Source organism: Corynebacterium striatum, from assembly GCF_016728105.1.
Classification (GTDB): domain Bacteria; phylum Actinomycetota; class Actinomycetes; order Mycobacteriales; family Mycobacteriaceae; genus Corynebacterium; species Corynebacterium striatum.
This window is the reverse complement of the sequence record NZ_CP068158.1, coordinates 704,371-718,644: the sequence shown is the minus strand read 5'-3', so window position 1 is coordinate 718,644 and position 14,274 is coordinate 704,371. Positions and strand designations below refer to the sequence as shown.

Annotated in this window: 9 protein-coding genes; 7 read left to right on the top strand and 2 right to left on the bottom strand. The window is 60.8% G+C overall.

What is annotated here, in order from left to right; genetic code table 11:
- Window positions 1–2 precede the first annotated feature (2 nt).
- From I6I72_RS03320 to I6I72_RS03295, 6 genes are all read left to right on the top strand, one after another.
- Window positions 3–782: a hypothetical protein gene (locus I6I72_RS03320; RefSeq protein ID WP_049062982.1), complete on the top strand. Its 780-nt coding sequence runs from the start codon at window positions 3–5 to the stop codon at window positions 780–782.
- On the top strand, window positions 779–3,982 hold the full coding sequence (locus I6I72_RS03315) for an ATP-dependent DNA helicase (protein ID WP_236592660.1): 3,204 nt from the start codon (window positions 779–781) through the stop codon (window positions 3,980–3,982). Before I6I72_RS03320 ends, I6I72_RS03315 begins: the two co-directional genes overlap by 4 nt.
- Window positions 3,966–7,175, top strand: coding sequence for an ATP-dependent helicase (locus tag I6I72_RS03310; protein ID WP_201807472.1), 3,210 nt, complete (start codon window positions 3,966–3,968; stop codon window positions 7,173–7,175). Before I6I72_RS03315 ends, I6I72_RS03310 begins: the two co-directional genes overlap by 17 nt.
- A 187-nt stretch (window positions 7,176–7,362) precedes the next feature.
- Window positions 7,363–8,424, top strand: coding sequence for a potassium channel family protein (locus I6I72_RS03305; protein ID WP_005528197.1), 1,062 nt, complete (start codon window positions 7,363–7,365; stop codon window positions 8,422–8,424).
- Window positions 8,424–9,143: an NAD(+) diphosphatase gene (locus I6I72_RS03300; protein WP_049062977.1), complete on the top strand. Its 720-nt coding sequence runs from the start codon at window positions 8,424–8,426 to the stop codon at window positions 9,141–9,143. The genes I6I72_RS03305 and I6I72_RS03300 overlap by 1 nt, the downstream gene beginning before the upstream one ends.
- A complete protein-coding gene (locus I6I72_RS03295) occupies window positions 9,136–11,190 on the top strand; it encodes an ATP-dependent DNA helicase UvrD2 (RefSeq protein ID WP_049062976.1) in 2,055 nt (684 codons plus the stop codon). Before I6I72_RS03300 ends, I6I72_RS03295 begins: the two co-directional genes overlap by 8 nt.
- A 194-nt stretch (window positions 11,191–11,384) precedes the next feature.
- On the opposite strand, the gene I6I72_RS03290 is transcribed toward I6I72_RS03295, so the two are convergent.
- Window positions 11,385–12,221: a hypothetical protein gene (locus tag I6I72_RS03290; RefSeq protein ID WP_065429164.1), complete on the bottom strand. Its 837-nt coding sequence runs from the start codon at window positions 12,219–12,221 to the stop codon at window positions 11,385–11,387.
- 88 nt (window positions 12,222–12,309) lie between these two features.
- On the opposite strand from I6I72_RS03290, the gene I6I72_RS03285 reads away from it, so the two are divergent.
- Window positions 12,310–12,828 carry a M48 metallopeptidase family protein gene (locus I6I72_RS03285; RefSeq protein ID WP_049062973.1) on the top strand — a complete coding sequence of 173 codons (519 nt, stop codon included), beginning with the start codon at window positions 12,310–12,312 and terminating at the stop codon, window positions 12,826–12,828.
- A 32-nt stretch (window positions 12,829–12,860) separates the two neighbouring features.
- Here the strand turns inward: I6I72_RS03285 and I6I72_RS03280 are convergent, their stop codons facing one another.
- The gene (locus tag I6I72_RS03280) at window positions 12,861–14,261 is read right to left on the bottom strand and encodes a zinc-dependent metalloprotease (protein ID WP_049062972.1); all 1,401 of its coding nucleotides are present in this window, start codon (window positions 14,259–14,261) and stop codon (window positions 12,861–12,863) included.
- Window positions 14,262–14,274: the final 13 nt, after the last annotated feature.

Genomic DNA, 14,274 nt, shown 5'->3' with positions numbered 1-14,274 from the left:
CAATGTTGCTTCCCCCAGAACACGTGTTGTCCGCCTTCCACGCGGAGGCGAATCTCCGCCAGATTCACAGCGAGGTCTTGGGTCCGGAATGGGACCACGGTATCAAGGTAGGCGACGTCGTCTATGCCCGTGCCAATGAATGGTCGGGGTGGTCCGCCAAGGTCCGGGAGAAGATGTCCTTAGCGGGTGCACGAGTCGTGCGTCCGGTGCTTACGACTGACGCACGCTATACCGCTGCTGGGTGGAAGGCCAATCAGTACGTTCCTGGCCAGCTGCGCGGACGCGTTGATGAGACTGCGCAAATGGCGTTGCGTTTGGACGAAGCGATGTCAACCGTGCCTCTGCCCAACGTGGGGCAGCGCGACGACGTATTCGCACGTGCTGAGCGTGCCGCGTGGGATGAGACGGGGGAGGCCTATTCTGATGTTGACCTCGCAGGAATTCCGGTAGGTATTGCGCACGTCGATGTTCTCGGAACCACCATTTTTGCGGATACAAATCCGCCTGCGCTTGTCGACGTCGTGCCATCCGCGGCGCCCCGTCCAGTTGGCTGGAGCGCCGCGCTGGTCATCGTCGATGGCCTCATCGCGGACGTTGTGGATGACGGCATCTGCAACCGCTTTGGGCACGTTCCAGGAATGTCCCAGCTTCTGCTGCGTGCCTCGGCTTATCGCCGTTACGTCAATAACCTGCACCCGCAGTCGAAGACGACCACGCGTTCGAACATTGAAAGGGTTGAAGCTCTGCTCGTGTCCAGGTCATCTGAAATACTGAACGGGTGAGTTACGATCCCCGTTCTACCGCCCGCGCAGGCGTCGTCTTGCCGCCTTCCCCTCAAGTCCGTCTAGTCCCGCGTACTTCCCAGCGCAGCTCGCGTTCCTGGGATTTTCCGCTGCCTGAAACAGGCAGATGGCGCGTGACGGGTACGGCGGGTTCCGGTGTCTCGAGCCTGCTTGTCGACGTTGTCTTGAACAAGCTGAGCTCCGGCGCTGACCCCTCGGGGATCTTGGTGGTCTCCACCTCGAAGGAATCTGGTTCGATCCTGCGGCGCGAGCTGGCGCAGCACTTGGAAGATTACGCGGCGCAGGCATCGATGGTGCGCTCGGTGCATTCCTTGGCCTTTGCACTGCTGCGGACAATCTCAGAAGAAGAGATTCGTCTCATCACCGGCGCTGAGCAGGATGCGGTCATCCGTGAACTGCTGGAGGGCCAAGCAGAAGAGAATCGTGGTAGCTGGCCCGCGGAGGTCCGCCCAGCCATGACCTTCGTGGGGTTTGCCCGGCAGTTGCGTGACTTGCTGCTGCGCGCCATCGAGCGTGGCAAGGGCCCGCATGAGCTCATGGAGTTGGGGCAAAAGTACCAGCAGCCTATGTGGACCGCGGCAGGCGAGTTCCTACTCGAGTACGAACGCACGCAGCAGCTGGCTGGTCTGCATTCTTACTCGGCAGCAGAGCTCGTCAACGAGGTCTTGTTGCACTCGGAGTTGGTGGAGAAGCATCCGTGGCACACCATCATCGTGGATGATGCGCAGCTGCTGGACCCGACCTCGGGCAAGCTCATCGAGGGGCTCTCTCGCAGCACAGAGCTGACTGTGGTGGCGGGGGACCCTGACCAAGCCGTCTTTGCTTTCCGAGGCGCCAACTCGGAGTTCTTGACCTCCTTCCCAGCGGAACATGAGCTGGTGTTGGAGGAACCGCGGCGTCGTCCAGCGCCTGCATGCATCAGCATCGTGGATTCGCGCTCGACCCTGCGCGACGTTGTTGCGGATGCTGTCCGGCGCCGCCATTTGGAAGATGAGGTGCCGTGGCGGGAAATCGCGGTGATTGTGCGTTCTACTGGTGACATTGGCCAGGTGCGCAGGACCCTCCTGGCGGCCGGCGTGCCGGTGCACATCAACCCCACGGACGTTATCTTGGCAGAGCAGCGCCTAGTCAAGTCTATTTTGCTGGCGCTGCGCGCATTGGACCATGAGTTGAGCAACACCGAGTTGGAGGAGCTTGTCACGGGACCTGTCGGTGGTGCGGACCCGGTGACGTTGCGGCGCCTCATTCGTGGACTGCGTAGGTGGGCGCCGCAGTCCCGCGGTATCGATTCCTTGCGGGCGCTGTTGGAAGGCGAACTGCCGGACTTTAGAGGTCTGCTTACCGAACGCGAACAGACCATCCTGGAGCGTATCCGCTCGATCCTGGATGCAGGCCGTGCAGCACTGCGCGCGCAGGTCTCTATCGAGGAAACCCTGTGGGATGTGTGGAACGCCACTGGCCTCGACGCGCGTTTGCAGGCCGCGGCCTTGCGCGGTGGTGCCACGGGCTCGCAGGCAGACCGCGACTTGGACGCGATGATGTCGCTCTTCGACGCGGCCGGTGACTATTCGGAGCGCCGTCCTGGTGCGTCCCTGGAGGCTTTCCTACGGCATATCGAGGAACAGGAGCTACCTACGGGCGTGCGTGATCGCCGAACCGCAATTCCGCAGGCGGTAGAGGTAATTACCGCGCACGGTGCAGTGGGACGCGAGTGGGACACCGTGGTTATTGCAGGTGCGCAGGAAGGAACCTGGCCCTCGTTGGGCGAGACCGGTTCCGTCTTTGGGCAGGAGGATCTCATCGACTTGCTGGATAAAGGCATCGCGCCGGGCACACCGGTGAGTCATGTGGCCAGCCGCTTGAGGGAGGAGCGCCGCTTGTTCCACGTCGCTACCACCCGTCACCGCAGGCGCCTGCTCATCGCAGCTGTCGACGCCCCCGAGGCCGCTGTGCCTGAGGAACCATCCCGCTTTGTGGGGGAGTTTGCGCTGAGCGGCTCTGTCGACGTTCCTGGTGCGCAGACGCGCCGGGAGGCAACCAAGCGCCTGCGTGCGGCACAGTTGCCGCGGGAGCTCGGCCTTGCAGTCCCCGAACCTGCGCCGGTGTCGGTGCGTGCGGAACGCGAGATCGACCCACTCGATGTGGCTGTGCTTTCGGTGCCGTCCTTTGTGGCGCAGTTGCGTCGGGTTGTGGTGAGCGCTTCCAGCGGTGAGGCAGAGCGCAGTCAGGCAGCCCGCCAGTTGGCGCGCTTGGCTAAGGCAGGAGTACCCGGTGCCCATCCAGAGAGCTGGTGGGCTGCGCGTTCGGTGGCCACGGATGTCCTTGCAGACATGGAAGAGGCCGTGGCGGTGGGGCGCGTTTCGCCGTCTCGTGTCGAGGCCTTGCTGAATTGTCCGCTCAGCGCCATCTTGGGCAACCTCGCGGAAGAGGAGTCCACGCCGATGCACCTCATTCGCGGCACCATGGCGCATGCCTACCTAGAAGCGTTGGGCAGGGGAATCGAACCTGAACTGGGTAAGAAAATGGTTATGGAGGCTTTTGCTTCCATCGTGGATGGGCCCGGATGGAAGATGCACAGCGATATGGCTGCCTTCGAGCGGCTTATCGACCGCACCCACCAGTGGGCTATGAACTCCGAGTCCTCCTTTGAGCTCATTGGCGTTGAGGTTCCCGTCTCCGTGGAAGTCCTGCCTGGCATTACCGTTGCTGGTTACATGGATCGCCTAGTCAAGGCTGGGGATGACTACATGGTGGTTGACCTCAAGACGGGCAACAGCGCTGTGACCGCAAAGCAGGCCAAGGAAAATCCACAGCTGATGACGTATCAGTTGGCTATGGAACGCGGTGAACTTGTCGGTGTTGTGGACGCAGACGACGCGGAAGCAGGGGAGAAGCCCGGCTCTTCGCCGGTCATCCGTACTGGTGAAGGCTTGCCGCGTGGTGGCGGTGTCTTGGTCTATCCCGCCTATGACAGCGTCAAGATCACAACGCGCGACCAAGCAGCGGTGCCGCCGGAAGAGCTTGCGGCCTTCGCCGAAAAGCTGCCGGCGCTCGTTGCTGAATTACATAGTGAGCGCTTGACCGCGCGCGAGAATGATTCTTGTGATCGCTGCGCTATTCGCTCTATTTGCCCAGTACAAGCCGAGGGAAAGCAGGTCTCTGATGAATTCGCAGTCTAATCTTCTCAGCCCGGCAGAGCTTGCCACGGCCCTGGGCAAGGCGTTTCCGCCGACGCCGGAGCAAGCCAGGGTAATCGAGGGCGAGCTCGGACCAAAGCTCGTGGTGGCGGGTGCCGGTGCGGGCAAGACCGAGACGATGGCTTCGCGCGTGGTCTATTTGGTGGCCAACGGCATGGTGGCGCCGGAAAAGGTCTTGGGTCTGACGTTTACCCGCAAGGCCGCGCAGCAACTCGAGCAACGTATTCGCAAGCAGCTCATCAAGTTGCGTGACTCGGGAATCGTGCAGCCTGGTACGGCCGCGGCCGAGGCATTGGAAAACATCGCGCCAAAGGTTGCCACCTATGACTCCTACGCGGGTGACTTGGTGCGTGAATACGGTTTGCTCATGCCTGTGGAGCCGACAGCGCGCATCATTACCGATGCTGAGCGCTACGCCATCGCACACGACGTGGTGGTCAATTACGGCGGCAAGCTGTCGGCCTCGCAATCGTTGGGCCACGTGACGGATACCTTGCTCAAACTGGCGCAGGCCATGGACAACGGCTTGTTGGACCCAGACGAGATCCGCGAACATGCACGGATTTTCACAGCCACCGCTTATGACCTAGAAAAAACTAGCAAGAATGGTCCGGAGTTTGCCAAAGAAGTCCAAAATTTCCTCAATAAGCAGCAGTTGCGCGTGGAGTATCTGCCACTGGTGGAGGCCCTCAAGGAAGAGCAGGCCGCTCGTGGCGTGATTACGTTCGGTGAGCAAATGGCTATTGCCGCGGCCTTAGCGGAGAGCCATCCGCAGGTGGGCGAGCAGCAGAGCCAGCGATTCAACGTCGTCATGCTGGACGAGTACCAGGACACCTCCCATGCTCAGCGCGTGTTGCTGCGCTCCTTGTTCGGCGGGGTCCGCCCCGATGTTTCGGTGACCGCAGTGGGCGACCCTATGCAGTCCATTTATGGCTGGCGCGGTGCCACGGCAGAAAACCTTGCTGCCTTCGTTGAGGACTTCCCTCAATCAGACGGTTCGCCGGCGCCGAAGGATCAGCTCACCATTTCGTGGCGTAACCCGCAGCAAACGCTGACGCTGGCTAACGACGTCGCCGGGCACCTGTTTGCGGAAACCGGCGGGCCGCGCCCAGTTGATGAATTGTCGCCGCGCGATAACGCCCCAGAAGGCGAGGTGAAGTTGGCCTACTTCGCCAGCGAAAACGAGGAACGTGAGTTCGTAGCGAATCACCTCAAGGCGCAGCTGGATGCGTGCGAGGATCCGAGCCGCTTTAGCGCGGCGGTTCTAGTGCGCACCAACAAACAATCGCCGCTCATTTCTCAAGCCTTGGATGCAGTCGGCGTGCCCAATGAAATCGTTGGTTTGGGCGGACTGCTTTGGCAGCCTGAGATCCAAGACCTCATTGCTGTAGCGACCATTCTCCTGCGCCCGCAGGACACCAATGCTGCCTTGCGCGTTCTCACCTGCCCGATGTGTGGGCTGGGTGTGAAGGATCTCAAGGAGCTGCTGGCTCGCCAACGCAATCTGGCGGGGGCAAGTGATGAATCCGCAGGCCGTCTTCGCTGGGAAGGCGGCGATCCTGTCGAGCACCTTGCCGCGCAGCTGGCTGAACTCACCAAGGAGGACACGAGCCAGGTCTTGGGCCTTGCCGACGCCCTCGCAGATTTGGGAGAGCGGGAGCGCTACAGCGCGGCTGGCCTTGCTCGCATGGAAGAGCTTTCAGCGAAGCTGCGTCATCTGCGTACCTACTCGCTGAGCAAGTCACTGAGCGATCTCTTTGCAGACATCGAGGCGATGTTTAATATTCGCACCGAGGTGCTGGCAAACGGACAGCAGGGCGGGACGACGCACCTTGATACATTCGCCGACATTGTCGCCGGATTCCATGGGGACTCCTTGGGCGCACTTCTGGACTACCTCTCCATGGCGCGTGAGCACGAAGACGGACTGACCCCGGGCGAGGTTCCAGCTGTTGACGGTCGCGTGCAAATCATGACCGTGCACAAGTCCAAGGGCCTGGAGTGGAAGCACGTGTGCGTGCTACACGCTGACTCCAGCAGTTACAAGGCCCAGGCGGAGACCTTCCTCACGCTCGTGGAAAAGGCGCCCACTGATGCGGACGTCATTGAGCTTGAGCCCGATGCTGTCAAGCGCTCGGCATTTGGAAAGGCCTGCGAAGCCTATAAAGAATCGGTCCGCCAGAACCAGCGGGAAGAGGCTGCTCGCCTGTTCTATGTTGCGATGACGCGTACCGAGTCCACCCTGACCGTTACTGGTTCAGGCACCAACCGCAAAGGTGGCAAGGCACAAAAAGGACCTTATGAATACCTGGAGCTGTTGCGCGAGAAACACTCGGACCTGGTCAGCCACTGGGACGTTCCAGCGACTCCTGAGGAGGCCGAGGCGCTCACCACCCTTCGTGAGGGCACGTTCCCGTCGCTGCGCGCTAACCCGGATGCGCTGCGCGGTGCTGATCTCGTGCTGGACGCAATGGAGGAGCTGCCGACATTGCGGGCGGGGGAGACCTTCGAGTTGTGGGAGCAAGAAGCCGGAGCCCTCATCGAGGAATACGCCGCGCTTAAGGCCCCTGTGGTTGATGTGGAGCTGCCGACTGAGCTGACCGCCTCCGACATGGTGTCTTTGAGCTCCGATCCCATTCAGTTCGCGCGCCGCCAACGCCGCCCAGTGCCCTTCAAGCCGAACGCCTACGCGAAGCGCGGTACCGCCTTCCACGCGTGGCTGGAGGAGCGGTTCGGTTCGCCAGCCTTGCTGTCTGAAAACGAGCTGCCTGGTTCTGATGAGCAGCCAGAGCAAGACCTGGAATCACTAAAGGATGCATTCTTGAACTCGCCGTGGGCGCAGCGCACACCAGAATATGTCGAAGCACCCTTTGAAATCACCGTCGGTGAGTCGGTCGTCCGCGGCCGAATGGATGCCGTATTCCGTGAAGCCGATGGAACCTGGCTCATCGTGGACTGGAAGACTGGCCGTCCGCCTGCCGGTGCAGCGATGCGCGCCGCCGAGATCCAGCTCGCCGTCTATGCAGAGGCTTGGCGGCGAGTACATAAGGCGGAGAATGTACGCGCTGCTTTCTTCTATGTCCGTGATGGTTATTTCTTCGAACCGCGTAATTTGCCCACTGGAAAGGAGCTAGTAGAACTCCTTGAATCGTCAGTTTCAGGTCAGGCGGGCTAAGGTATTGAGCCGGTCCGGAAACCGAGTCATCGGGTCATCGCGGTCTATGCATTCTGTCCGCTGTGCAAAATCGTTTAGACTCGGAGAACCCCGGATCGCTCAACGAGGTAAGTAATAAAAGGAAGACAGAACTTCAGTGCCGAAACAAAGTGCGAAGCGCATTAGACGCCGCTTCAAAGCGCGCTTTATGCCGCAGATTGAGCTGACTTCACAGCCCGACCACGCACTCATTGACGTGATCACTGTTCCGCGTGCGGTCAGCGACAGCCCGTGGAGGCAGCTGGGCAGCCGCGTGCTGTGGGCTCTAGCGCTTCTGGTTTTTGTCACCGTCGTGGTCTACTTCGATGGCGACGGATATAGCGAGGACCTGTCGCTGCTCGATGCTTCCTATTACGCAGCGGTCTCCCTGACCACAGTGGGCTATGGTGACATCGTCCCGGTCACGCCGCAAGCTCGCTTCATTAACCTTCTGATTGTCACGCCAGCCCGCCTGGTCTTCCTTGTTTTGTTGGTCGGCGCAACGTTGTCAGTGCTGACAGACAAAGCACGCCGTACATTTGAAATCCAGAATTGGAGAAAGCAATTGCGCAACCACACAGTTGTCATCGGTTACGGCACCAAGGGTGCGGGAGCGGTCGCTGCTTTGCTGGCTGATGATGTCCCGGCTTCCCAGATCGTGGTCATCGATACCAATCGAGCCTCCCTGGCCAACGCAGAGCACCACGGCCTGGTCACCATCTATGGCTCCGGCACCAAGCAGGACGTCCTCCGCATCGCGGGCGTCGAAAATGCCTCCTCTGTGGTGGTCACACCGTCCACAGACGATACCGCTGTGCTGTGTACGCTGTCGGTCCGCGAGCTGAACTCGAAGGCGAAGATCGTGGCCTCCGTGCGTGAGTCCGAGAACCGCCACCTGCTGCGCCAGTCCGGTGCCGATTCCGTGGTTACCTCCGCCGAGACCGCCGGCCGCCTGCTTGGTCTTGCCACCGTGACGCCGACCGTGGTGGAGATGATGGAAGACCTGCTCTCCCCGAACGAGGGCTTCTCCGTTGCCGAGCGCCCCGTGCGCGAATTTGAGGTTGGCTCCAACCCACGCCACCTCGCTGACATCGTGCTCGCTGTGCTGCGAAACAACGAGCTACACCGCGTCGATACCGCCGATGCTTACTCGCTTAAGCCTGGCGACCGCCTGCTCTACATCAAGCACGAGATGGAGCAAGCCAACGAAGAAGAGGACGAAGAAGAATAGTGTTTCTGCCTATCACCGAGACCAACCGCGTACCAGTTGATTCCCAAGGCGCCCCGGTCTTGGTCGCAGGACCAACCGGCCCCATCCTCGTTGAGGTAGGGGCCTTTCAGGCTTTTTCGATGCCCGAGGAACAGGCCAAAGTGTTAGGAACGCTGCGTGATGCCACATTCTTCGCCGACCACCCTGAGATCCTCAAAGCCAGACACTTGGTGCGCAATCGTCGAGAGCTGCGCTTCGACCCACGAACCGGACGGGAACTGGAGTATCCTGCCCCGGGCGTCGTCGGGCGCGATGCCCACAACGAGCACCGAATTGTGTTTCCCCGCCTTGACCCCGCAGTGATTGGAATCATCCACCTAGCCGGCACGGACAAGATTCTGTTGGCCAAGAATCGGATGCGTAATAGCTTTTATTCGCTCATCGCCGGCTACGTCGATGCTGGAGAGAACCTCGAGGAGGCTTTCACCCGGGAGGCCCTTGAGGAGACCGGAATGCGCGTGCGCGAGGTGCGCTACTGGGGCTCACAACCCTGGCCCCCAAGCGGCTCGCTTATGGTGGGCTTTTCCGCGGTCACGGACGATGTCCGGGCCGTTTGCGATACTGATGGGGAATTGGAAGAGACCCGTTGGGTTAGCCGGGCTGAGTTGCCTGAGCTGACCATTGCCCGGAAGGGCTCGATTGCACACACGATGATTATGGAGTGGTACCACGGTGAATAGGCCGGATTTGTCCCTGTTGGATGAGGACCAACGCGCTGCCGCGACCGCCCCACGCGGACCGGTATGCATCTTGGCGGGTGCCGGTACAGGTAAGACGCGTACCGTGACCTACCGCATCGCCAACATGGTGGACCAGGGCTTCGTTAGTCCGCAGCGCATCCTCGCCGTCACTTTCACCACGCGTGCGGCGGGGGAGATGCGCGATCGCCTCAACCAGATGGGCGTCGGTGGCGTGCAAGCCCAGACCTTTCACGCGGCGGCGCGTCGCCAGCTGCGCTACTTCTGGCCACAGGTCGCAGGCGACCTTCCATGGGAGCTGTTGGATAACAAGTTTTCCGTGGTCGCGCGGGCTGTGCGTTCACTGAACTTGGACAATTCCAAGGACTCGATTCGTGACTACTTGAGCGAGATCGAGTGGGCCAAGTCTTCTCTCATTGGTGCCGATTCTTATCCGGAGGTCATCGCCACCACCGACCGTGAAGCACCCACAGATCCTGCGAAAGTGGCGGAGGTCTTTCGGCGTTACGAGCAGCTCAAGTCCACGCAGGACCGCATGCTCCTGGACTTCGACGACCTCCTCATGCATATCGCCGGGGCAATCGAGAACGTGCCCTCGGTAGCCGAGGTCTTCCGCGAGCAGTACCGCACCTTCGTCGTTGACGAGTACCAGGACGTCACGCCCTTGCAGCAGCGGGTCCTCAATGCGTGGTTGGGAGACCGAGACGATCTCACAGTGGTCGGTGACGCCAACCAGACGATTTACTCCTTCAACGGCGCTTCGCCGGACTACCTGCTCAACTTCTCTCGCACGTATCCCAATGCGACCATCGTGAAGCTTCAGCGAGACTACCGTTCCACGCCACAGGTCACGGATTTGGCTAACCACGTCATCGCTAAAGCTACGGGTCGCGCGGCGGGAACCCGCCTGGAGCTGCAGGGTATGCGCGATCCCGGTCCTGAACCCACGTTCAAGGCCTATGAGTCGGAAGAGATCGAGGCGAAGGAAGTAGCAGGCCAGATCCTGACGCTCCTCAACAAAGGTGTGAAAGCATCAGAGATCGCCGTGCTCTACCGCATTAACGCGCAGTCGGAGCAGTTTGAGCAAGCGCTTGCCGACGCCGGCATTGTCTACCAGGTCCGCGGTGGTGAAGGGTTCTTCCGTAGGCCGGAGATCCTCGAAGCCATTCGCGTCCTCATCGCGGCTACTCGCCGTGATGACCTGCCAGCAGACCCGGTGGCGATCGCGCGCGCCGCGTTCGTCGAGTTGGGACTTACTCCTACCGAGCCGCAGGGTGCGCAGGCGCGTGAGCGCTGGCAGTCTCTCAATGCGTTGGTGGATCTCATTGCGCAGATCGTGAACGACCACGAAGGAATCGATCTCAACGGGGTCCTCGGCGAGCTGCATCGTCGCTCCGAAAACAAACAGAATCCCACGATGGAAGGTGTCACCCTCGCCACCATCCACGCAGCTAAGGGCCTGGAATGGGATGCGGTCTTTCTGGTTGGGCTCACTGAGAAGCTCATGCCCATCAACTACGCCATCAAGGCGGGCGACGAGCAGGTGGAAGAAGAACGCCGCCTGTTCTACGTGGGCATTACCCGTGCACGTGAGCACCTTGCATTGTCGTGGGCCTTGGCTAAGACGACGGGCTCGCGTGCCTCGCGCGAGCGCACCCGCTTCTTGGATGGATTGGTGCCGGGGATCGAGGAAACGCCAGGCAGCGGGCGCCGGTACCGCCAGCGCAAGTGCCGAATTTGCTCGGCTGAGTTGACGAGCCCTGCTGAGAAAGTTCTGGGCCGACACGAGTATTGCGAGTATGAGGGCGATGAAGAGGTCTTCTCCGCGCTGCGCGCCTGGCGCGCGAAGACCGCTCGCGAAGCGAAGGTTCCGGCCTACGTGATTTTCTCCGACGCCACGCTGCAGGCGATTTCAGAAGCCCTGCCAGCAAGTGAGGCCGAGCTGCTCGACATCTCGGGCGTGGGGCCCTCGAAGCTGGAGCGTTATGGCGCGGAGGTCCTGCAAATCATCGCTGCGTTGCGTTCCTAATCGCGGCCGCACGGGAGCCTGTGCTGCCGTCCACCGCAAATACCCAGACCTGGGAACCCAGAACCCAAGGTCGCGGAAAAGCGTGCCAAGCGCCCAAGCGATCGCGACCAGCAGGACTGGGTGCCCAGGCCTGGGGATTTAGGAAAGTCCGCACGTGGTCCCAGTGCGAGCGCGGCTTGGACCGGCGCATAGCGCTACCGATTGCGTTTCGTTTCAAAGCAATAGGGGCACTTCGGGTGCTCGATAACTAGCCGGTATTGGTGATGCCCGTAGAGGTCCACCTCAAGCTGCTCGCCCGGCATCACTCGCGAGCTTTTCGCACCAGGTGGCGACGGCCAGCCAGCAAGACGCCTGACCAACACCGCGGACTGTACCGCCACTGCCTGCGCCACAAGGTCATCGGTGTTTCTGTCTGCATCAGCCAGCTGGCTGACCACTTGGTGCCATTGCCCATCCACGTCGATGCGGTGTAGATGCGTGCACATGGGGCAGGGGCCGCGGCCGTCGACGTGCACAGGCCCAATGACTCCGCGCGAATCGACCAGCGAGACCGGCAGGAATGTGCCTTTGCACTTGCTGAGTGCAGCAGCGAGGTTCACGGGTTCATGCAGCATGTCAGCCGCGACAACAGGGAAGTGCTCACTGACGCTTGCGATGTAGGAATACATATTCTCTGATTCCAGCGGATTGCGCAGGATGAATCCAGCATTATGAAATACCGTGCGCAGAGTTTGCGCCAGTGCACTGGAACCCAACACCACCACGCTTTGACGCGGTTGCTCCGGCCAGAGGATGTTGTAACAGATGAGGTCTTCAATGAGCGTGCGCGCAGCCGCATCGTCCATACCCGCGCGGACCAGAAGCCGCTCAACGCTCTCTCGAGTCATCGGCTTACTTAGGAGGTTTAAGGCCTCAACAATCTGCATTTCTACCTCGACGACTCCCACTCGCGTGGCATCCATCCCGAACTGGATCACCCCAGGCTCGCGTTCCACCACGGCAACTCCCGGCGCGAGTGAATAAGTTGTCATCGTTGAGACAGCGTGCGATTTCCCTGCCATGCTTTCCCCCTAAAGCTGTGCGCGTGAGAATATTCCAACACAAGTACAATCACCTGTCATGTCGAATCAACAGCCCGCCCGCGAGTCCGCCCCAGAAATGCGCGTGATTCGCTCCGCCAAGCGCAAGCGCACAATCCAAGCACGCATGGTAGACGGGGTATTGGAAGTTCGCATTCCGGCCTGGATGTCTGCCAAGGAAGAACATAAAGCGGTCACGGATATGCTCGCCCGTGTTGAACGCAAGCACACCTCGTCGCGGCGTTCCGATGCAGATCTGGAAGAACGCGCCGCGGAACTCAACAAGCTTTACCTAGGTGGCCAGGCCAAGGTGGGTTCCATCCGGTGGGTCAGCAATCAGAACTCGCGCTGGGGCAGCTGTACGACGTCCACTGGAGACATCCGGATCACGGATCGGCTCAAGGACGTGCCGGAGTATGTCCTCGATTCCGTCATCATCCATGAGCTCACGCACACATTTATCCCCGGGCACGGGCCGCGCTTTTGGGAGTGGGCAGATCGCGCGCCAAAGGCGGAACGGGCCAAGGGATACTTAGAGGCCTACCAGCGCTTTGGCTGATAGGCCTCTAAAAGAGCAGCGGTGCGGCGAGATTACTTCTCGGATTCGGGGCCGTTAGGACCGTCGGTCTCGTCGCTTCCGTCCTGCGTATCCTTGCCGTCTTGCTCGCGAAGCATTTCTTCCAGCTTGGCAAACTCTTCTTCGAAGCCGGAATCGGGGGCGTCGTCAAGCAGGCTATCGATGAACGAAGCAGGGTTGTCGATTTGCTCTGCGGTAGGCAGGAAGTCTGGGTGGTCCCAGGCCTTGTCGCGCTTTTCGGCGCCAACCGCGACGGTGGTGCGGCGCCACAGCTCCGCAGCGGCGTCGACCTTTGGGGCGGAGAGCTCAATGCCCACGACCTTGGAGATGGCCTGCTCCGCGGAACCGCCCGTAGCGCGGCGGTGTGCCCATGCCTCATTCATGGTAGAGGTGGACGGGATACGCTCGCCCAGCGCTTCATTGACCACGTGGTCAACCCAGCCCTCGACCAGAGCAAGCAGCGTTTCTAGGCGGGAGACCGCACCTGCGTTGCGGGAGGTGATGCGCGGGGTGAGGTCCATCCCCTGCAGCTTGCTCATCGCGTCCTGGATAGCTTGTGGGTCGCCGGACTCCAGGTTGAGCTCGCGGGTGGCTTCCTCGATGTGGGAAGTGTCAATGACCAGGCCGATGGCGTATTCCTCGACAGAGGAGACCAAGCGCTCCACCAGCCATGGAACGTGTTTAAACAGGCGCTGGCGGGCGGCCTCACGCGCGCCGATGTAGACCAGAATCTCCTGGCCTGGAACGTTGAGGTCGCGGGCGATCTTCTGGATGTTGTGCGGCAGCAGAGCCGTGGTGCCGGCAGGGGAGACTGGCAGACCGAAGTCAGAGCCGGTCAGTGCCTGAGCGGCAAGGTCACCAAGCGCGCGGCCTATCTGCATACCGAAGTTCATGCCTGACATCTGGTTCATCATGTTTGCCATCGGGCCCATCATCTCGCGGGCTTCTTCAGGCATGGACTCCAGCTGCGCGTTGTTCATGTGCTGCGCCACCGGGGTGACCAGGCGCTGCCACATTGGAATGGTTGTCTCCAGCCACTCGGTGGAGTTCCATGCCTTCACTGCACCGGAGGCGGTGGGGAGATCGGTGGCGTCGTCAAGCCATAGCTCCGCCAAGCGGACGGCCTCTGTGACAGCGTTGATGTCAGCGTCGCTTACTTCTTTGTCAGTCGAAATCTGCTGCAGTGCGATGCGCTTTGCCATCTCGTAGTTGACTGGGCCGGCACCTTCCGCGGAGTTCATTGAGGAACCCATGCCGGAGAGCATCTGACCAAATTGGTTCAGGAGATCTCCTAAACCACCGCCTGCGGCGCTTCCACCGAAGCCGAAGGCGCCAAACGGGTTCTGGTCGCGGCGTGAGTTTTCATCATCGCCGTCGTCGTTATTGGGGAAAGAAAAGCCGAATCCGTTGCTCATGGGCTCTAATCTA